This window comes from Saccharopolyspora hattusasensis, from assembly GCF_050972075.1.
Classification (GTDB): domain Bacteria; phylum Actinomycetota; class Actinomycetes; order Mycobacteriales; family Pseudonocardiaceae; genus Saccharopolyspora; species Saccharopolyspora hattusasensis.
The window spans coordinates 7,689,087-7,708,143 of sequence record NZ_JBPCDC010000001.1; the positions used below are offsets into that span (position 1 = coordinate 7,689,087).

At 68.1% G+C, this 19,057-nt stretch carries 16 protein-coding genes and 1 pseudogene; 15 read left to right on the forward strand and 2 right to left on the reverse strand.

The window, feature by feature from the left end; all coding sequences use genetic code 11:
* Nucleotides 1-77 precede the first annotated feature (77 nt).
* Together ACRXBZ_RS36485 and ACRXBZ_RS36490 are read left to right on the forward strand one after the other, a co-directional pair.
* The gene (locus ACRXBZ_RS36485; protein WP_433882961.1) at nucleotides 78-1,250 is read left to right on the forward strand and encodes an FAD-dependent oxidoreductase; all 1,173 of its coding nucleotides are present in this window, start codon (nucleotides 78-80) and stop codon (nucleotides 1,248-1,250) included.
* A gap of 60 nt (nucleotides 1,251-1,310) precedes the next feature.
* Nucleotides 1,311-2,216: pseudogene (locus ACRXBZ_RS36490) on the forward strand (allantoate amidohydrolase); the annotation flags it as partial.
* Between the two features lie 8 nt (nucleotides 2,217-2,224).
* On the opposite strand, the gene ACRXBZ_RS36495 reads toward ACRXBZ_RS36490, so the two are convergent.
* Nucleotides 2,225-3,265, reverse strand: a complete 1,041-nt coding sequence (locus ACRXBZ_RS36495) for an IS630 family transposase (protein ID WP_433882962.1) — start codon at nucleotides 3,263-3,265, stop codon at nucleotides 2,225-2,227.
* 816 nt (nucleotides 3,266-4,081) lie between these two features.
* Between ACRXBZ_RS36495 and ACRXBZ_RS36500 the strand changes: the two genes are divergently transcribed.
* Entirely contained in the window at nucleotides 4,082-4,294 is a 213-nt protein-coding gene (locus ACRXBZ_RS36500) for a helix-turn-helix domain-containing protein (RefSeq protein ID WP_433884083.1), read from the forward strand.
* A gap of 162 nt (nucleotides 4,295-4,456) precedes the next feature.
* Nucleotides 4,457-4,723, forward strand: a complete 267-nt coding sequence (locus ACRXBZ_RS36505; RefSeq protein ID WP_433884084.1) for a transposase — start codon at nucleotides 4,457-4,459, stop codon at nucleotides 4,721-4,723.
* A 142-nt stretch (nucleotides 4,724-4,865) separates the two neighbouring features.
* Here the strand turns inward: ACRXBZ_RS36505 and ACRXBZ_RS36510 are convergent, their stop codons facing one another.
* On the reverse strand, nucleotides 4,866-5,243 hold the full coding sequence (locus tag ACRXBZ_RS36510) for a response regulator transcription factor (protein ID WP_010314205.1): 378 nt from the start codon (nucleotides 5,241-5,243) through the stop codon (nucleotides 4,866-4,868).
* 274 nt (nucleotides 5,244-5,517) lie between these two features.
* Between ACRXBZ_RS36510 and gad the strand changes: the two genes are divergently transcribed.
* The 11 genes from gad (at nucleotide 5,518) to ACRXBZ_RS36565 (ending at nucleotide 18,780) form a co-directional block, all read left to right on the forward strand.
* Entirely contained in the window at nucleotides 5,518-6,801 is a 1,284-nt protein-coding gene (gene gad, locus ACRXBZ_RS36515; RefSeq protein ID WP_433882963.1) for a glutamate decarboxylase, read from the forward strand.
* A gap of 15 nt (nucleotides 6,802-6,816) precedes the next feature.
* The gene (locus tag ACRXBZ_RS36520) at nucleotides 6,817-7,749 is read left to right on the forward strand and encodes a nitrilase-related carbon-nitrogen hydrolase (RefSeq protein WP_433882964.1); all 933 of its coding nucleotides are present in this window, start codon (nucleotides 6,817-6,819) and stop codon (nucleotides 7,747-7,749) included.
* A gap of 329 nt (nucleotides 7,750-8,078) precedes the next feature.
* A complete protein-coding gene (locus ACRXBZ_RS36525; protein WP_246869233.1) occupies nucleotides 8,079-8,972 on the forward strand; it encodes a 5-oxoprolinase subunit B family protein in 894 nt (297 codons plus the stop codon).
* Nucleotides 8,969-9,949 (forward strand): 5-oxoprolinase subunit C family protein, encoded by a 981-nt coding sequence (locus ACRXBZ_RS36530; protein WP_433882965.1) that lies wholly within the window; start codon nucleotides 8,969-8,971, stop codon nucleotides 9,947-9,949. The genes ACRXBZ_RS36525 and ACRXBZ_RS36530 overlap by 4 nt, the downstream gene beginning before the upstream one ends.
* A gap of 20 nt (nucleotides 9,950-9,969) precedes the next feature.
* Entirely contained in the window at nucleotides 9,970-10,209 is a 240-nt protein-coding gene (locus ACRXBZ_RS36535; RefSeq protein WP_433882966.1) for an acetyl-CoA carboxylase, read from the forward strand.
* Nucleotides 10,206-11,555, forward strand: a complete 1,350-nt coding sequence (locus ACRXBZ_RS36540) for an acetyl-CoA carboxylase biotin carboxylase subunit (protein ID WP_168588056.1) — start codon at nucleotides 10,206-10,208, stop codon at nucleotides 11,553-11,555. The genes ACRXBZ_RS36535 and ACRXBZ_RS36540 overlap by 4 nt, the downstream gene beginning before the upstream one ends.
* A 181-nt stretch (nucleotides 11,556-11,736) precedes the next feature.
* Nucleotides 11,737-12,912: a YVTN family beta-propeller repeat protein gene (locus ACRXBZ_RS36545; RefSeq protein ID WP_433884085.1), complete on the forward strand. Its 1,176-nt coding sequence runs from the start codon at nucleotides 11,737-11,739 to the stop codon at nucleotides 12,910-12,912.
* A 914-nt stretch (nucleotides 12,913-13,826) separates the two neighbouring features.
* Nucleotides 13,827-14,810, forward strand: a complete 984-nt coding sequence (gene sbnA / locus ACRXBZ_RS36550) for a 2,3-diaminopropionate biosynthesis protein SbnA (protein WP_433882967.1) — start codon at nucleotides 13,827-13,829, stop codon at nucleotides 14,808-14,810.
* 15 nt (nucleotides 14,811-14,825) lie between these two features.
* Complete coding sequence (gene sbnB, locus ACRXBZ_RS36555; RefSeq protein ID WP_433882968.1) at nucleotides 14,826-15,839, forward strand: 2,3-diaminopropionate biosynthesis protein SbnB; 1,014 nt, start codon at nucleotides 14,826-14,828, stop codon at nucleotides 15,837-15,839.
* Nucleotides 15,839-17,563: an IucA/IucC family protein gene (locus tag ACRXBZ_RS36560; protein ID WP_433882969.1), complete on the forward strand. Its 1,725-nt coding sequence runs from the start codon at nucleotides 15,839-15,841 to the stop codon at nucleotides 17,561-17,563. The genes sbnB and ACRXBZ_RS36560 overlap by 1 nt, the downstream gene beginning before the upstream one ends.
* Nucleotides 17,563-18,780: an MFS transporter gene (locus ACRXBZ_RS36565; protein WP_433882970.1), complete on the forward strand. Its 1,218-nt coding sequence runs from the start codon at nucleotides 17,563-17,565 to the stop codon at nucleotides 18,778-18,780. Before ACRXBZ_RS36560 ends, ACRXBZ_RS36565 begins: the two co-directional genes overlap by 1 nt.
* The last annotated feature ends 277 nt before the right edge of the window (nucleotides 18,781-19,057 follow it).

The window sequence follows — 19,057 nt, forward strand, 5'->3', positions numbered from 1 at the left end:
GTATTGGACAGATCTGAATGTCGCGAGGTCTGATGGGCCTCGTCCACCTCCATCCCACGATCTTCCGGAGCCGCGTCGTGCCTCTACTCCAGTCCCAGTACGCCGTCATCGGTGCCGGTCTGGCAGGTTCCGCCGCCGCGTGGCAGCTGGCCTCCCGGGGGCACGAGGTCACCCTGCTCGAGCAGGCGACTCCAGCCCACCGCGGTGGAAGCTCCCACGGATCGGCGCGCATCCTCCGCTACGCCTACGCCGAGCACTTCTACTCCCGGTTGATGCTGGCGGCGAAGCCGCTGTGGGACGAGGTCGAACGAAGCGCGGGCAGGGAGCTCATCACGCCCATCGGTGCCCTCGACTTCGGCGCGCAACGCCATCCCGGACACCTCGCGCAGGTCCTCGGCGACCTCGGCATCGACCACGAGTTGTTGAGCGTCCAACGGGCCACCGAGCGGTGGCCGGAGTTCCGCTTCGACACCCCCGTCCTGTGGCATCCGGGGGCCGGCGTGATCAACGCCCAGGCCGCCGTGGCGGCGATGGTCGACCTCGCAGCGGCGCACGGAGCACGCCTTGAGACGGGCTGGCACGTGGCGTCGGCTGCTCGGGCTGGGGCCGGCTACCGGCTGGTCTCAGCCGGCGGTGACGTCGTTGACGCAGAACGAGTTGTGGTGTGCGCCGGCGGATGGTTGCCCGATCTGCTGTCCGAACTGTCACTCCCGCAAGGGTTCCTGTCCGGGATGCCGTCGTTGGTGGTCCGCCAGGAACAGGCCTACCACTTCCCGTACCGGGACCGGGCTGCCGCCGGGGGCAGTACGCCTGCCGCGCCATGGCCGACCTTCGTCTACAAGAGCGACCGAATCCAGGTGTATGGCCTGCCGGGCGGCGAGGACGCAGGTTTCCGCGGCCAGAAGGTCGCGGAGTTCAACGGGGGCAAGCGGCTGGCGTCAGCCTCGCAGCAGGACCAGATCGTCGATCCCGGCAACCGCCGACGAGTCACTTCCTACGTGCAGGAGAACATCCCCGGTCTGGCAGCGGAGCCCTATGCCGAGACCACGTGCCTGTTCACGAACACCCCCGATGAGAACTTCGTCCTCGACCGCGCCGACGGGGTCACCGTGGTGTCCCCCTGCTCCGGGCACGGGGCGAAGTTCGCACCCCTGATCGGTGTCCTGGCCGCCGACCTGGCGAGTGCCGCAGACGCTTCGGACGCCCACATCGTGCCGCCGGAGTTTCGCGTTGCGGTCAAGCTGGGCTGAGCGGTGCCGTTCGCCCCGTGCCACGAACGAACCCGGATCCCACGACGAAGGGGACGCACCATGCTTGACCGGCCCAGCACAGTCACGTCGTTGCTCCGCGACATCCACGATGTCGGTACAGACCCAGTTCGAGGTGGGTATTCGCGTCCCGTCTTCTCGAACGCCGAGCTCGACCTCCGGACGTGGTTCACTTCGGAGGCTGCCGCCCGGGGGCTAGATGTCGAGACCGACCGCAATGGCATCATGTGGGCCTGGCTCGACATCCCGTCAGGGGAGCGAACCGACGCGGTGGTCACGGGCAGCCATCTCGACTCGGTGCCGGGCGGCGGAGCCTTCGACGGCCCCCTGGGCGTCGCGTCCGCGCTCGTTGCGGTGGATTTGCTTCGAGGTCGAGGACACCAGCCACAACGCCCCTTGGCTATCGCCGTCTTCCCGGAAGAGGAGGGATCCCGGTTCGGATTGGCTTGTCTCGGCTCGGGAATCATGACCGGGGTCGTGGACGTGGCGCGGGCGCTCAACCTCACGGACCAGGAGGGCAACACCCTGGCCGACGTCGTCGGTCGCAACGGCCTAAACCCGAACCGGCTGGGACCGGACCGGGAGGCGATCGGCCGGATCGGGGCATTCGTCGAACTGCACGTCGAGCAGGGGCGAGGTCTCGCCGACCTCGCTCAGCCCGTGGCGATCGGCTCGTCGATCATCGGACATGGCCGGTGGCGGTTCACCGTGACAGGACAGGGGAACCACGCGGGAACGACGCTGATGTCCGACCGGCGCGACCCCATGACCGTGGCGGCGCGCATTGTCCTGGCCGCCCAGGACGCAGCACGTTCCACGCCGTCTGCCCGCGCGACGGTCGGACGAATCGCGCCGGTCCCGGGTGGCACCAACGTCATCGCGTCCTCTGTGGACGTTTGGCTCGACGTGCGGCACCCGGACGACGAGGTATTGATCCGGGTGGCAAATGTGTGATGTCAGGCGGCGTAGCGGACTTCGGGTTTGCCGAAGTAGGAGCGAACTCGGTCGGGCAGCTTCTGGAGGCGGTGGAGGAAGGAGCGGACCGCTTGTTTCAACTCGTCGCGGGTTTTGGGGGCTGTGCTGGTGGACATGGTGCGTTTGAGGTCGGCACCCCGGATCTCGTCGGGGTTGAGTTCGGGGCTGTATCCCGGCAGGAAGTGCATCTCGATCGCCTCAGCGTGCTTGGTGATCCATTGCTGGATGGTCTTGCGGCGGTGGACGGGGTGTCCGTCAACGATCAGGTGGACCTTGCGGTCCAGATGGCGGGTCAGCCGGTCCAGGAACCGCAGGAACACCTTGCCGTTGAACGAGCCGGTGTAGACGGTGAAGTACAGCTCGCCTTTGTTCCCGATCGCGCACATGGCGTTCACGCTGAACCGTTTGCCCGTTTTGCCCACCACCGGTGTCTGGCCCGCCGGTGCCCAGGTGCGGGCTACGGTGGCGTCGGAGCGGATCCCGGTCTGGTCCAGCCACAGGATCTGTGCGCCCTCGCGGCGGGCGCGGGCGGCGATGGCCGGGTAGTCCTCCTCCAGCCATCGGCGTACGGACTCGGGGTCCTGTTCGTAGGCCTTGCGGATCGGTTTCTGCGGCGACAATCCCCAGGAACGCAGGTAGTTGCCGACGGTGCGCAGGTTCAACACGATGCCGTGGCGCACCCGGATCAGCTCGGCCACTGTCTTGCGGGTCCACACCAGGCCGGTCAGCCCGAACGTGGCCGGGGTGTGCTCGGCCACCGCATACCGCAGCTTGCGCTGCCGGCGGGCACTCAACGCTTTCTGCTCGCCGGGTTTGCGACCCCGGCGACGCCCGGTGAGACCCTTCGAGCCGCGTTTCCGCCACGCCTGCACCCATCTGGACACCGACTGCGGGGCCACCGCGAACACCCGGGCTGCCTCGACCTGCGTCATCCCACCATGAACAGCAGCGACCACCCTGCGCCGCAGATCCTCCTGCGCCTCAGGCGATAACCTCCGCGTGTCCCGCACACCAGCGATCATGCCAGAACAACGAAGATCACACCTATAAGTTCCCGATCAATATGTCGTTCTTCCTGAAGCGCAGGGTGGTCGGTGACCGGGCGCGTGGGGGCATTCGCGCCCGGTCACCGGGGGAAGGTCTGGTGCGGCGGAGGCCGGGGGAGGCGCCGCACCGGCCCGGCTGGGGAGGTCAGGTCTCGTGAGTGATCCTTCCGGTAAGAACCGGAAGGATCACTCACGAGCGTTCAGGCACACAGGTGGTGCCGCCGGGTGGGCTCCTCCTGGGGCGCCGAGCTGGCCTGGGTCGGCTCTGGGGGGATCCCGGTGGTCTGTGGGGGTTCTTCTTCCGCCTGGTGTCTTCGTTGCGGGTTTCGGCTTCGGTGTCGGCTATGAGGTGCCAGACCGTGTAGGCGGCTTCGCCGCCGCCTACGGCGTGCTGGCCGGATCGAGAACGCGAGGGCTGTTGCGGGTAGCTGGGTGGTGAGTATGGCGAAGAGCAGGGTGAACAGGACGAACGTGCTGAGCTGGATTCAGGACATCGGTGGTTCTCCTTCGGTGGGGCGAAGGGTGGTGCCAATTTCGCGAGAAATTGACGTTCACCCGGGTGACGGTCAATTTCTCGCGAAATTGCCACCACCTGCACGAACGCACTGCGGCGATCACGAAGCGCGACGATGCCCCGTCACCCGGGGTGGGCGCAATTTCTCGCGAAATTGCGCCGTCCTCGGGTGACCACAGGCGGGTGGTGAGGGTGTGCCGGCAGCGCATGCGGGTGTCCTCGCGGATCCAGTCCCTTTTCGGGCTGGTCGTGCAGCTCCGCTACGTTCGGCTGGGGTGGTGTGGACCCGCAAGGCGGTGGCCGAGTTGATCCGGGTGCGGCACGGCGTCGTGTTGAGTTTGCGCACCGTCGTCGACTATCTGCGCTGTTGGGGTGTGTCGCCGCAGAGACCGGTCCGCAGGCCTACGAGCGGGGCCCCGAGGCCGTGTGCCGATGGGGGGAGGAGGACTATCCGGCCATCGTTGCTCGCGCTTGCCGCGAGGGCGCGGTGATCTCGTGGCTGGGCCAGACCGGGATCCGCTCTGATGCCGCAGTGGGCCGAACCTGCCGAACCTGGGCACCGGCCGGCCGGACACCGGTGGTGGGCAAGGCCAGGGAAACGGTTCAGCGTGATCACCTGGACCGTACGGTCCAGGTGATCGTCGACGGTCGTCCTGTCCACCGCCGTAAGACCGTCCGCAAGTGTCTGGACCGATCACGCTGCGGCGATCGAGATGCACTTCCTGCCCGGATACAGCCCGGAGCTCAACCCGGACGAGATCCGGGGTGCCGACCTCAAGCGGACCATGTCCACCGGCACAGCACCGAAAACCCGCGACGAGTCGAAACAAGCGGTCCGCTCCTTCCTCCACCGGCTCCACAAGTCGCCTGGCCGAGTTCGCTCCTACTTCGGCAAACCCGAAGTCCGCTACGCCGCCTGACATCACACATTTGCCCTACGAATCAATAATTCCCGACCTCGGCCGAAAGGGTGATTCTGGTCCTGCATCGGTTGCCGGCCAACTCGTACGGCTGGCCTGGTACTCGGGTTGCTCTGCGGATCTCATGCCACCGCGGAGTGGGCTAGCGGTTGCCCCCTAGGGCTTTCACGACCGCTGAAGTTCGATCGCCCACGCCCAGCTTGGTGAAGATGTTGCGGAGGTGGTTCTTGACCGTGCGCTCCGATATGCCCAGCGATCGTGCGATCTCCCTGTTGGAGCGGCCGCGAACGAGTTGGTCGAGCACCTCCCGTTCCCGCTTGGTCAGCGGGGACAGCACGTGGCCGTTCGCAGCGACTTTGGGAAAACCATCGTTCTCGTCTGGTCGGGTCAGCTCGATCCGGAGCGCAGCAAGCTGACCGACCTGGTGCAGGACCTGGCGCATCGCGCGTGAATGCTCAACGGCCTCGTGCAGCAGAGCGGTTATCGCCCGGTCTAGCGCCCGGTCGTGGGAACGGGCCATCAAATGCCTCCACTCGGGCGGTTCGGCCGGGGTCGCCCGGTACCCGGTTCGTCGATCAGCACTTCCTATTTCGCCACGCGACCAGCGGAGATAACTGAAACGGCGATCAAATCGCTCGAATGCCGCAGGAGATACCCCGGACGGCCCAGCACGGTTGGGTGGGTCCGGCACTAGTACGAAAGCGCTGGGCCGAATTGTTCATGGCGCATTGCTCCTGATCGCTCGTAGCGTGGCCGATGTTGTCGCACACCACCAGCAACAGGAGTGTTCAACCATGTCGGCTCTGGCGAACGCGGCCGAGGAACCGTTATGTTCCTCGACGCAACTTCGGCGCGGGATCCCGGATTTCGGAATGGACGCGGATGCAGCGCTGAATGCCGTGGCGGGCAGGTTGCGCGGCGGCCGCCGTCCGGAGCGAAACCTCGCGACCTTCCTCACCACATCGATCGAACCGGAGGCCCAGCAGCTCTACCGCGCCTACCTGAACTACAACCTGGTCGACCGCGAGCAGTACCCGGCGATGGACGAACTGCTGCGCGAATGCGTGCGAATCATCGGCGCGCTGTGGCACGGGGATTCGCGACGAGTGGTCGGCAGCGCCACCACGGGGTCCAGTGAGGCCGCTCTGCTGGCCGGGGTCTCGTTGCTGCGGAGCTGGCAGGAACGCACCAGGGGCGAGCTGTCCCGCCCGAACCTCGTCATGGGTGCCGGCGCGCACGCCTGCTGGAAGAAGTTCTGCCGCCATTGGGGAGTCGAGGCCCGGATCGCCCCGGCCAGGGCCGGTCGGCTGGCCCTCGACGGCACTGCGGCCGCGGACCTGTGCGACGAAGGCACCATTGGCGTGATCGGCATCCTGGGGTCCACTTTGGATGGTCGTTACGAGCCGATCGCCGAGATCGCGGCCGAGCTGGACAGGCTCGACCAACAGCGCGGAATCGACGTGCCCGTGCACGTCGACGCCGCATCCGGCGGATTTATCGCACCGTTCCTGGACACCGAGCTCTGCTGGGACTTCCGCATCCCGCGGGTGGTTTCGATCAATGCCTCCGGCCACAAGTCGGGCATGGTCCTGCCGGGCTTGGGTTGGCTGCTGTGGTGCGACCGGGGCCGGCGCCGCCCCGAACTGGGGATTCGGATCAACTATCTCGGCGGCGACGACACCCACTATGAGCTGAGCTTCTCCAGGTCGGCAGCGCCCGTGGTCCTTCAGTACTACAACTTCGTTCGCTTTGGATTCGCCGGTTTCCGCGCCGTGCACGCGCGTTCGAGGTCGCTGGCGCGGCAGCTGGCCGCCCGCCTGCACGACACCGGGCGGTTCCGGCTGCTTGGTGACGGCAGCGAGCTGCCGGTGGTTGCACTGACCGCGGAACCGCCGATCAAGTTGCGGCGGTTGGCGATGCACCTGGCCGACCGCGACTGGGCGGTGCCGGTCTACACGCTTCCATCGGAACTGGACGGCGTCGAAGCGATGCGCGTCGTCGTCCGCAGCGATTTCACGCTAGAGGCGGTCGAGGATTTCACGGCCGCTGTTGAAGAGTTCGTCTCCACTGTGAATTGATCGGAGAGGAGAACCATGCGTCCCGTCAGAATCATCAGCAGGTTGGTCGACCGCGAACCACCACGGCCCGGTGCTGGAATCCGGGTTTCGCTCTTCCAGGGCGAGAACCCGGCGGGTTCACCGACCGCGAAGGCGGAGAACCTCGCCAGGATGGAGGAAGTTCTGGCCCTGGCGGCCGGCTACGAGAGCCAGCTCTGCGCGTTCCCCGAGTGCTTCAACACCGGCTACGCGCTCGGGCCGGAACAGTGCGAACTGCTGGCGGAACCGTACGACGGCCAGTCCGTCCAACTCGCCCGGAAGCTGTCCAAGCTGCACGAAGTGGCAGTCGTCCTGCCCTACGTGGAACGGGCGGAAAGCGGCGCCTTGCACGATTCGGTGGCCATTGCCTCCGACGGCGAGCTCATCGCCAACTACCGCAAGACGCACCTGTACGGCGCCGCCGAACGCGTGAACTTCACCGCTGGCGAAGAGATTCCGCCGGTGGTCGAGGTGAACGGATTCCCGGTCGGCTTGCTCAACTGCTACGAGTGCGAGTTCCCGCCGCTCTACGAGAGCCTGGTCCGGCGCGGTGCGCGGTTGATCGTCGGTCCCACGGCTGCCGACCGGCATTTCACGCTCCAGGACGGGACTCCGACGCTGGTCCCCTATCCCGATGCCACCGAGCACATCATCCCCGCGATGGCGGCCGTGTGGCGGGTGTTCGTCGCCTACGCCAATCGGCGGGGCTGGGAGGTGTCGGAACGCGGGCAGTGGGAGTACCGCGGCAATTCCGGCATCTGGGCGCCGAACGGTACCGCGGTGGTGAACGCCGGCCCCGAGGAGCGAGCGGTGGACTCGTTGCTGGTGGCCGACTGCGTGCCGCACACCGTGCCGCCGTTCAGCCCGGAAGGGGATCACCTGGGCGATTCGCGCATCGAGCCATCGGACCACCTGCTGCCGGCAGGCTGACTCCACCGCATTCGGTCGGTCGCCGTGCAGGAGATCGTGTCGGCCTCGACAGCGATGGGCGTGCCCGCGACGGAGGTCACTTCGCCGCGGAGCACCGCCACCGCCTGGTCCCCGCTGGCGTGCGGCGATCGCTTGCAGGGCACCGAACTGCGCAACCGGTCGCCTCCAGGCCGGCCGCTGATGATAGGTGCCGGGACCGCCGCACGCAGAGCGGCCACAAAGCGGCCTCACCCGAAGGTGCCTCACCCACGCACGACCAAGCTGCGCGAAACATTCCCGCGGCGCATCCTCAACTCGTATGTTGGCGAGGGGGGTGGGCCGTGACCGCGATGGAGGTTCAGCTGCCGCCGGCGCGCTACGAGTTCGGCGGCGACGAGTTCGTCTTCGTCGAGCTCGACCGGGAGATGAGCCTGGAAGCCAACCTCAAGGCAATGGCGATCACCGGTGCGCTGCGCCGCGAGAACATCGACGGAGTCATCGACATCTGCCCGTCCAACGCCTCGTACCTGGTGCGGTTGAACCCCGATCGCCTGCACCCGGCCGAACTGGTCGAAGAACTGCGCAGATTGGAGCACACGGCCGGCGCGCTGCCGGACGACCATGCGGTGCGCACCCGCATCGTCGACGTGCCGGTGCTCTTCGACGATCCGTGGACCCGCGAAACCCTGCTGAAGTTCCGCGACCGGCACCAGGATCCGGACGCCACGGACCTCGAATACGCCGCCCGCATCAACGGTTTCACCGATGTCCGGGCCTTGGTCGAGGCGATCACCGCGGCACCATTCCTGGTCACCATGCTCGGTTTCGTCCCGGGACTGCCGTTCTGCTACCAGATGGTGCCGCGCGACCGGCAGATCCAGGTGCCGAAGTACGTGCGTCCGCGGACCGACACGCCGGAACGGGCATTCGGGTACGGCGGGGCTTTCGCCGTGGTCTACCCGGTGCGCGGGGCCGGCGGGTACCAGCTTTTCGGGATAGCTCCCGCTCCGGTGTTCGACCTCGCGCAGCGGCTGCCGGACTTCGCCGACGACATCGCGTTCCCGCGACCCAGCGACGTCCTGCGGTACCGGGCGATCGATCGGGACGAATACGACCGCACCCGTTCGGAAGTGGAGGTCGGCCACTTCCGCTACCGGATCCGCGACGTGGAGCTGGTTCCGGCGGAACTGCTCGCCGACCCGGACGCGGTGAACGGCCGGCTCTTGGAGGTGCTGTACCGGTGAGCTTCCTGATCGTGCGCTCGGGCGGCTTGTCCACGACCGTGCAGGACACCGGTCGAGACGGGCGGTACGCCATCGGAATGCCGCCGTCGGGGGCCGTGGACCAGTACTCCTTCGCGGTCGCCAACCTGCTCGTCGGCAACCCGGACGGGGCTGCTGCCCTGGAAGCGACGTACCTCGGACCCGAACTGGAATTCACCGACTCGCGCACCATCGCGGTGACCGGCGCGGACAGCGGCGTCACGATCAACGGGGAACCCGCCCCGCCTTGGCAGGCGCTGCGGGTATCGGCAGGTGACGTGCTGGCGGTCCAACAGGTCCGCGCTGGTGCCCGTCCGTACGTCGCAGTGGGCGGCGGTATCGACGTGCCTCCCTACCTGGGCTCGCGCTCGACCTACATGCTCACCGGTATCGGGGGTTTCCAGGGGCGTGCGCTGATCAGCGGCGACCAGCTGCCGCTCGGTGAGGCCGGACGGGCCCCGGCGGCCGGCACCGAGGTGCCCGAGGAGCTGCGCCCAGAGTTCCCGGCGACGACCGAACTCCGGTTCGTCGTCGGGCTGTGCGCCTACCGGTTGACCGGGCGCGCGCTGGAATCGTTCCTCAGCACGGAGTGGAAGGTCACCAAGGACGCCGACCGGGTCGGGTACCGGCTGCGCGGCGGATCGCTGGAGTTCGTCGAACGGGAGCAGCCGTTCGGTGCGGGCAGCGACCAGGCCAACGTCGTCGACCTCGGCTACCCGGTCGGCTCGGTGCAGGTTCCCGGCGGCGACGAGCCGATCATCCTGCTCAACGACGCGGTCACCGGCGGTGGGTACGCGACCATCGGCACGGTGATCTCGGTGGACCGGGACCGCTTGGCGCAGACCAGGACCGGGGGGCGGGTGCATTTCGTGCCGGTGGACGTCGAGGCGGCGATGGCTGCCCGGCAGGAGCGGAGTGCACGTCTGGAGAAGGCGCGGGCGGCGGTAGCACCCGCTTAGCGCCGTTCAAGGGGGAGTCGATGTCTACAGTGGATGCTCAGATGCCGGGGGTCTTCTACCGGCGACCGTCGCCCGACGAGGACCCGTTCATCGAACCCGGCAGCATTGTCCGGCCGGGCCAGACGCTGGGGCTCATCGAGGTGATGAAGACCTTCAACGAGGTCAAGGCGGACCGGGCCTGCCGGGTCAGCAAGATCCTGCTCGACGATGGCGACGAGGTGGACGTCGGCCAGACGATGTTCGAGGTCGATGAGCCATGACCGGGCTGCGGCGAGTGCTGGTGGCAAACCGCGGCGAGATCGCCGTTCGGATCATCCGCGCGTGCCACGCGGCGGACATCGAAGCGGTGGCGGTCTACTCCGATGCCGACGAGCACGCACGGTGGGTGCAGATGGCCGACGATGCAGTGCACATCGGCCGGTCCGCCGCGCGGAAGTCCTACTTGGACCCGGATGCGCTGCTCAAGGCGGCGCGGTCCACCGACGTGGACGCGGTCCACCCGGGCTACGGATTCCTGTCGGAGAACGCCGCTTTCGCCCGGTCGATCGATGAGGCCGACCTGGTGTTCATCGGGCCGCCCCCGGCGGTCCTGGAGCAGATGGGCGACAAGGCGGCCGCGCGCCGCGCCGCTGAGGCCGCTGGCGTCCCGGTGGTGCCCGGCAGCGGCCCGATCACCGATCCGGCGGACGCGCCGCGGGCGGCTCTGGAGCTCGGGTTCCCGCTGCTGCTCAAAGCGGCCGCGGGTGGGGGAGGCCGGGGGATCCGGCCGGTCCGCGATGCCGAAGAACTGCTGGACGTGCTGCCCGGAGCCCAGGCAGAGGCGCGTTCGGCGTTCCGGGACGCGACGATCTACCTCGAGCGCGCGGTCCCCAACGCGCGGCACGTGGAGGTGCAGGTGCTCGCCGACGCGCAGGGGAACGTGGTGCACCTCTTCGAAAGGGACTGCTCGGTGCAGCGGCGCCGGCAGAAACTCCTCGAGGAGGCGCCCGCACCGGCCCTGCGCGAGACGACCCGGCAAACCATCACCTCGGCGGCGGTGCGACTGGCCGAGCACGTCGGTTACCGGAACGCCGGCACCGTGGAGTTCCTGGTCGACAGCGATGAGAACTTCTACTTCATCGAGATGAACGCGCGCGTCCAGGTCGAGCACCCGATCACCGAGGCGATCACCGGGGTGGACGTCGTCGCGGAGCAGCTGCGAATCGCCGGTGGCGCCCCACTCACGCTGGATCAGGACTCGATCGAGTGCCGGGGTGCCGCCATCGAGTTGCGCATTAACGCCGAAGACCCGGCGCGCGCCTTCGCCCCAACGCCTGGCGATGTAACCGCACTTCAGCTGCCCGGCGGCCCGGGTGTGCGGGTGGACACGGGTATTTCGCAAGGGGACCGGATCAGCCCGTTCTACGATTCGCTCATCGCGAAGCTCATCTGCTGGGGAACGGACCGCCAGCAGGCCTACGCCAGGGCGCGGCAGGCGCTCGCCGAGTTTCACGTCGAAGGTGTCGCGAGCACGGTGGCACTGCACCGCCGACTGACCAGCAACGCGGAACTCGCCGACGGCCCGGTCCACACCATGTGGCTGGAACAGGTTCTCGCCGACGACTGACCGCCTCGCCGGGGATACGGCTCGTGCACCCGGTGGGACGACGCTCTGACTTGGTCACCACTGCCCGGGTAGCCCAGGTGGGCCTGACCCTCACCCGTGCGGGGGCTGTGGTGGATTCGGAAGCGTGGTGTTCCCACGTCCTTGCCCGGACCAGGCGATCACGGATTGTAGCGTCGTGGCCATGCAGATCAGGACAGCGCTCCTAGCGGTGGTCGGCATCGTGGGGCTGGCGGCGGCGGGATGCAGCGGCCCAGAACTGGACAGCGCGGTCTTCGCCGACACGCCCAAGGTGGTTCTGGCACCACCGCAGGTCAACGTCCTGCCGGGTATGCCACCCCCGCTCGACAAGGGTGATGTATACGCGGCAGCCCGTCCCGGCCACCTGTCGGAAGCGATGAACGGCGTGCGCAACCTGGTGTACGTGCCCAACAGCCTGGACGGCACGGTCTCGGTGATCGACCCGAACACCTTCAAGGTCGTGGACACCTTTCCCGGGGGCGAGGAACCGCAACACGTTGTTCCGTCCTACGACCTGAAGACGCTCTACGTCACCGCGGACAAGGTGCCGGCCGGGACGCTCACCCCGATCGACCCGAAGACCGGCAAGCCCGGCACCCCGTTGCCGATCCAGGACCCGTACAACCTGTACTTCACCCCGGACGGCCGCTCAGCGATCGTCGTCGCCGAGTACTACAAGCGCCTGGACTTCTACGATCCGCACACCTGGCAGCCGCAGGGCCAGCTGCACGTCCCGGACTGCGCCGGGGTCAACCACATGGACTTCACCGCCGACGGCAAGCTCGCGCTGGTGACGTGCGAGTTCGCCAACAAGATGATCGTGCTCGACGTCGCCGGCCGCCGGCAGGTGCGCACCTTCGAGCTCGACCGCGTCCCCGACGGGATGCCGCAGGACAGCCGGCTCGCGCCGGACGGCAGGACGTTCTACGTGGCCGACATGATGGCCGGCGGCGTGTATCTGTTCGACGGTGCGGCGAACCAGCAGATCGGCTTCGTGCCCACCGGCAAGGGCGCGCACGGGATCTACTTCTCCCGCGATTCGCGGCGGGCGTTCGTCGCCAACCGCGGGGAGGGCAGCGTGTCGGTCCTGGACACCACGACCCACCAGCCCATCGGCAAGTGGCACATCCCCGGCGGCGGAAGCCCGGACATGGGCGGGGTTTCCGCGGACGGCAAGCAGCTGTGGTTGTCCGGCCGGTACCACAACGAGGTCTACGTGTTCGACACCGACACGGGCCAACTCCTGGCCCGCATCCGGGTCGGCGCCGGTCCGCATGGCCTGACGTACATGCCGCAGCCAGGCCGGTACTCCCTCGGGCACACCAGCAACCTCCGCTGAAGCCAGTCATCCGGTCTTCGTGATCTCGGCCGGCGAGTGTCCACCGAGGTGATCCGCCACTCTTTGAACGCCTCCGCATCTTCCGGCGACACCGCATCCCACTCACACCCGAGCACATCCAGGAAGTTCAGCCACAACGCCAGCGAATACGCATACTTCCGCCACGTTAGTTAGCGGTTTGCGTATCATTCGCCAGGCTACACCGGTAAGGAAGTTGAGGGCCTGGTCCGCGAGATCGTCGAGACCCCGCCTCGACCGGTCTGCGAGGTTTACGTGTGGGACCAACGATGTCGCTTCACCGAGGATGGGCCGCACCGGAGTGCGGCCGACGTGCGTGCAGTGGCAGCCTGGCAAGTGGTACTGACCGGCCCGGAAAACAACAAACGCATCCCGTGCCCGATGAACGGGACGTTGTTGGCGAATCCGTCTCGTCGCTGTTAGGCGGTGGGACGGAGACATCACCCTAAGAGTCGATCCGGCAGGTTTGTACTGCGGTTTCTGGTTTTTCACTGCTTAGGTGTCTCTTGTGGACAGCTCTTGTCCCAAGGGGTGCAGGTTCAGATCGTGTCGTCCCGTTGGGCTGAAGAAGCCGCTGATCAGGCCGTTGGGGCCGCGTGCCGTGCTGACCCCTGCGGTGTCCGCCCGGTTCAGGACTCTGTGGACCTTGCAACCTCGCTCGCCTGTCGTTGAGCGACACGGGCAGGGTTCGGTGCCTGTCCGGATCTGTTGCGGGGCGGCGGCATCGGTACATGCGTACCGGTCTGGAGCCGCGAGTGATCGTTGCTCTGTTCGGGTCAACCTTGTCACGTCTGTGTGATGGTGATCTCTTGATCTTCTTCTGTTAAGTTAGCCTAACCTTTGCTAGCGTTCTGGTTGTCGCCCTGCCCGTTCCGGTCGTCGAGCTGAGGAGAAACGTGGCTGTCGACACCCTGACCGAATCCGTCGCCGAGTCCGTGTTCGAGTGCGTGGGCAACACGCCCGTAGTCGCGCTGAACCGGCTGTTCCCCGAACCCGATGTCGAGGTGATCGCGAAGCTTGAGCTGATGAATCCCGGCGGAAGCATGAAAGACCGCTCCGCGCGGCACATCGTCGAATGTGGACTGCGTGAAGGGTCCATCCGCCCGGGAAGCCACCTGGTGGAGAGCAGTTCCGGCAACTTCGGGATCGCGCTGGCGATCGCCGCGCGCATCCACGACCTGCGGTTCACCTGCGTGCTCGACCCCAAGGCCGCCCCGGCCAACGTCGCGATCCTCCGGCACCTCGGGGCCGAGGTCGACGTGGTGACCGAACCGGACGAGATGGGCGGCTACCTGCACACCCGGATCCGCCGGGTGCAGCAGATCGTGGCGGGCTCGCCGGGGGCGATCTGGATCAACCAGTACGCCAACGACCGGAACTGGGAGGCGCACTACCACGGCACCGGCGCCGAACTCGCCGAGCAGCTGATCCGACCGCCGTCGTACCTGTTCGGCGCGGTCAGCACCACTGGCAGCCTGCTCGGTTGCTCCCGGCGGCTGCGGGAGAGCTTCCCGGACCTGCGGGTGGCCGCGGTCGACGCCGTGGGATCGGTGATCTTCGGTGGCCCGGCCGGGCCGCGCGACGTGCCGGGCATCGGGGCCAGCCGGGTCCCGGAGCTGTTCGCCCCGGCGGAGATCGACGACGTGGTGCACGTCAACGACTTCGAAACGGCGTTGGGCTGCCGCGACCTGCTGGCCGCAGAGGGCATCTTCGCCGGCGGCTCGACCGGGGCGGTGATCGCGGCGATCCGGCGCATGCTGCCCGGGCTGCCGCGCCCCTGCCGGGTGGTCGCGATCTTCCCGGACCGCGGCGACCGCTACCTAGACCTGATTTACGACGAAGACTGGTTCGCCGCCGCCAGGCAGCGCTGCACGAACTGACGACGAGGAGATCTAATGTCCACTGAGGAATCCCCGAAGATGCTCTACCTGAGCCGCAGCGACATCGCGGCGGTCGGTGGTGCGGAGGCCGAGCTGTACGTGGAGGCGTTGCGCGCTGGGCTGATCGCGCACGCCGAGGGCAAGACGGTGCAGCCGCTCAAGCCTTACCTGCGAGCCGCTGGCAAGCACATCGCCGACCGGATAATCGCGATGCCCGCGCACGTCGGCGAACCCGGGCTGTCCGGGATCAAGTGGATCGGCAGCAAGCACGACAACCCGATCCGGCGCGGCCGCGAACGGGCCAGCGCGGTCATCGTGCTTAACGATCCGGAGAGCAACTACCCGGTGGCCGTGCTGGAAGGCAGCATGATCAGCGCCTGGCGGACCGCCGGGGTGACCTGCCTGGCGGCCCGGCACCTGGCGCGCAGCGGGTTCACCGACGTCGCGCTGGTGGGCTGCGGGGTGATCGGTCGCACCCAGATCGCCGCGCTGCTGCAGCAGTTCGGGCACATCGAGTCGGTCCACCTCTACGACAAGCAGGCGGAGGCGGCGCACGCGCTGGCCGAGCAGATCAGCGGTGCCCACCCGGCGGTCAAGGCGCGGGTCGCCGGCACCGCGGAGGACGCCGTGCGGGCCGGTGATCTCGTCGTGCCGTGCACCGTCACCAGCCAGCCCTACCTCCCGTTCAGCTGGATCAAGCGGGGTGCACTGTTGTGCAACGTGTCCATCATGGACGTTCACAAGGAGGTATTCCTCAACGCCGACAAGGTCGTCGTGGACGACTGGGAGCAGTGCAACCGGGAGAAGAAGATCATCAACCAGCTGGTGCTGGAAGGCTCGTTCTCTCGCGAGCAGCTGCACGCCGAGCTCGGCGAGATCCTTGCCGGAACCAAGCCCGGGCGCACCGACGACGACGAGATCATCCTGCTCAACCCGATGGGCATGGCGGTCGAGGACATCGCCTGCGCGGGTGCGGTGTACGAGCGGGCGAAGAGCCGAGGCATCGGGACCTGGCTGGATCTGTACTGATGAGCGCGGAATCGGCCGAGCTGGTGATGCGGGACCTCGTCGATGTGCTGCTGCAGGAGGACCTGGCCGGCTTCGGCGCCCGTGCCGAAGCCGACCGGCCCGCGGAGCTCGTCGGTGAACCGCTGGCTCCCGGTGAGCTGTGGTGCCGGGTGAAGCTGGCGGCCGGGTGGGTGTGCTGCCGGGTGCGGCCCGGTGGCGCGTTGCAGCGCTACCGGTACGCCCGCGGCCCGGTCTGGTTGGGCGGCGGCGGTTCGGCGGCACGGCCGCTGCGGCCGGAGGAACTACTGGCGCTGGCGAGCGGCGAGCTGGCCGATGCCGCCGAGGTGTCCGAGGATGTGCGCGCAGCGGTCGAGCACACCGAGGTGGTGCTCGGGCAGCGCGCCGCGCTCGACTTGGCGCCGCAGGACGGGCGGTTGCTGGCGGGGGAGCGGTTGGCGGCGACGCGCAACCGCCCCTTCCACCCGACCGCGCGGGCCGCGTCGGGGTGGACTGCTGGCGAGGTGGCCCGGTACGGGCCGATGCGCCCCGAACCGCTGGCCCTGGACTGGGTGGCGGTTCGGCGGGACCGGCTGCGCTTCGGCACGGATCCCGATTCGCAGCGGCTGCCGGACCTGGTCCTCGACGCGGAGGCGCGGCAGGTTCTCGCCGATATCGTGGGCGACGAGTACCTAGCGATTCCGGTGCACCCGTGGCAGTTCGACCACTTGCTGCCCGCGCAGTTCGGCGAGGAGCTGGCCACCCGGGCCGTCATCCCGCTGGTTCGCGGTCTCGGCCGATTCCACCCCACCGCTTCCATCCGCACCTTGACCACCGCGCCCGAGTCCCGGCGCCACGTGAAACTCCCGCTCGGGATGGCCACGTTGGGGGCTACGAGGTTGCTGCCCCCGCGCTACCTGGCCAACGCCGAGCGGGCGCAGGAGTGCATGCGGGAACTCGTCGATCGGGATACCGTGCTGCGCCGCAGGGTCGCGCTGTGCGACGAGCGGATCTGGTGCGGCTGGCACGACCCCACCGACGAGTTCGGTGATCGGCCCGGCCAGCTCGCCGCCCAGGTGCGGGTCTACCCCGAGCTGGACGGACTGGTGCTTCCGATGGCCGCGCTGGCCGCCCACGAGTGGGACGTGCTGGCACCGGCGATCTCGGACCGGTTCGACCCGGTCCTTTTCTTCCGGGAGCTGGCGAAGTCGTTCTGCGAGTTCGGTTTCGCCTTCCTGCGCTACGGGGTCCTGCCGGAGCTGCACGGGCAGAACGTCGTCGTGCAGTTGCGCGGCGCACGGGTGCAGCGATTCGTGCTCCGCGACCACGACACGTTGCGGCTGTTCCCGGAGTGGATGGCGAGCGCCGGGGCGCGGGACCCGGAGTACGCGATCAAGCCCGGGGCTGCGCAGTCGCTTCGGCTGGAGTCGGCCGAATCGCTGGTCGGCTACCTCCAGACCCTCGGGTTCCAGGTGAACCTCTACGGCATCGCCGATGCGCTGTGCCGCCACTTCGGCCTTGACGAAGGCGTGCTGTGGACGCAGTTGCGCCTTGCGGTGCGCGAATGCCTGCAACCGTTGCCGGCTGCGGTATCCGAGGTCCTGCGTGCGCGGTTGCTGCATGCCGAGACCTGGCCCAGCCGCGAGGTGCTTGGGCCGCTGCTGCGCCAGGGCCGGTCCAGCGGTGTGAGCATGCCCGCTGGCCTTGGTGCGGTCCCGAATCCGCTGGCCAGCGGGATGGTGGGCTGATGCGATCGTCCGGCCGGACGTTCGCCGTCCTCTGCCTGGGTCAGTTCGCAGCGACCGCAGGACTGACCATCGTGGTTCCGCTGCTGCCTTTCTATCTCGCTGGCCTGGGCACGCCGGAAGCCGAAATCCCCTGGTGGACGGCGGTTTCGCTGGCGGCCCCGGCGGTGGTGCAACTGGTCAGCGGTCCGCTGTGGGGTTGGGTGGGCGATCGCTTCGGCCGCAAGGCGATGGTGGTGCGCGCGCATGCCGGTCTGGGCCTGGCCATCGTGCTCATGGCGCTGGCGAGCACCCCGGGCGAGTTCCTGGCGTGCCGGTTGCTGCAGGGCCTCTGCGGCGGCGTGGTCAGCGCGACAGCCGCATATGCGAACGCCGCAGCGGAGACCAACCGCCGCGGTCGTGCGCTCGGCTCGTTGTTCGGCGCCACCGCAGCGGGGTCGCTGCTCGGACCGCTGGTGGGCGGACTGCTGGCCGGGCAGCTCGGATTCGGCCCGTTGTTCGCGGTGGTGGCCGGGCTCCTCGTGATGTCCAGCGTGCTGGCCGCCGTGCTGCTGACCGAACCACCGGGCCGCGCTCGGCAACGTCGATCAGCGCGGGCGGTGGCCGGGATCCTGCTGCGGTCGGGGGAAAGCCGTTCGATGCTGCTGGCCGGGCTCGCCGCTCAGGCTGCGATCTACGCGCTGGTGGTGGTGTTCGCGCCGCACGTCGAGCAAATGACCGGTTCGGTGGCGAGTGCGGCGACCTGGGTAGGTGTGCTGCAGGCCGTGACCTGGCTGGCGTCGTGCGCGGGCAGCCCGTGGTGGGGTCGCCGCAACGACGTCCGGCCCGCGCAGCTGGGTTTCGCCGCGGCCGCGGCCTGCTGCGGGCTCGCGGTTGCTCTCCAGGCGGTAGCGAGCGTGGAAGTGCTGGTGCCGCTGCGGCTGGTGCAGGGCTTCTGCTTCGCAGCCCTCGTGCAGTCGGTGCTGCACGTGACGGCTCGCCGGGTCCCGGACCGGGGCTGCGGCACCGCCTTCGGTTTCAGCACCGGGGTGCTCGACCTCGGCCAGGTGCTCGGACCGCTCGCGGGCGCGGCGTTGGCGGTCCTGCTGCCGCCCGCGGCGGTGTTCTCCCTGATCGGAACGTTGCTGGGCGTGGCCGCGTTGCTGGCCCTGGCCGGCCGATCGAAATCCGGCACGGAGTCCATCCGGCCGGCCGAGATTCGCGAGAAGGTGTTGCGTTGACTTCTCTCCTCCCTGGAGGAAGGAGATTCAGTCCTCGCGGACTGAGTTTCCTGCTTCAACGACCGCAGCGTCCCCACCGTGGCGGTTCGGTCTCACACGATCTCACTCAGGCGTTCGGACCGGGGTGGTCCGGGTTCCCGCTCGACCAGCGGTACCCACGTACCTGCTCGGGTGTTCCCACTTGCGTCGGGGTGGTAGGTCTCACTTACCGAGACAAGACTATCAGCGGTCGCTACGCGACCGACACGCGGGATCTGCTCCTCCCCACCCTGAAGGA

Bases quoted from the DNA above. Each gene is read 5' to 3' on its own strand.
- ACRXBZ_RS36495 (WP_433882962.1), bottom strand. From the start codon at position 3,265: ATGATCGCTGGTGTGCGGGACACGCGGAGGTTATCGCCTGAGGCGCAG.
- ACRXBZ_RS36510 (WP_010314205.1), bottom strand. From the start codon at position 5,243: ATGGCCCGTTCCCACGACCGGGCGCTAGACCGGGCGATAACCGCTCTG.
- gad (WP_433882963.1), top strand. From the start codon at position 5,518: ATGTCGGCTCTGGCGAACGCGGCCGAGGAACCGTTATGTTCCTCGACG.
- ACRXBZ_RS36520 (WP_433882964.1), top strand. From the start codon at position 6,817: ATGCGTCCCGTCAGAATCATCAGCAGGTTGGTCGACCGCGAACCACCA.
- ACRXBZ_RS36525 (WP_246869233.1), top strand. From the start codon at position 8,079: ATGGAGGTTCAGCTGCCGCCGGCGCGCTACGAGTTCGGCGGCGACGAG.
- ACRXBZ_RS36535 (WP_433882966.1), top strand. From the start codon at position 9,970: ATGTCTACAGTGGATGCTCAGATGCCGGGGGTCTTCTACCGGCGACCG.
- ACRXBZ_RS36540 (WP_168588056.1), top strand. From the start codon at position 10,206: ATGACCGGGCTGCGGCGAGTGCTGGTGGCAAACCGCGGCGAGATCGCC.
- ACRXBZ_RS36545 (WP_433884085.1), top strand. From the start codon at position 11,737: ATGCAGATCAGGACAGCGCTCCTAGCGGTGGTCGGCATCGTGGGGCTG.
- sbnB (WP_433882968.1), top strand. From the start codon at position 14,826: ATGTCCACTGAGGAATCCCCGAAGATGCTCTACCTGAGCCGCAGCGAC.
- ACRXBZ_RS36560 (WP_433882969.1), top strand. From the start codon at position 15,839: ATGAGCGCGGAATCGGCCGAGCTGGTGATGCGGGACCTCGTCGATGTG.
- ACRXBZ_RS36565 (WP_433882970.1), top strand. From the start codon at position 17,563: ATGCGATCGTCCGGCCGGACGTTCGCCGTCCTCTGCCTGGGTCAGTTC.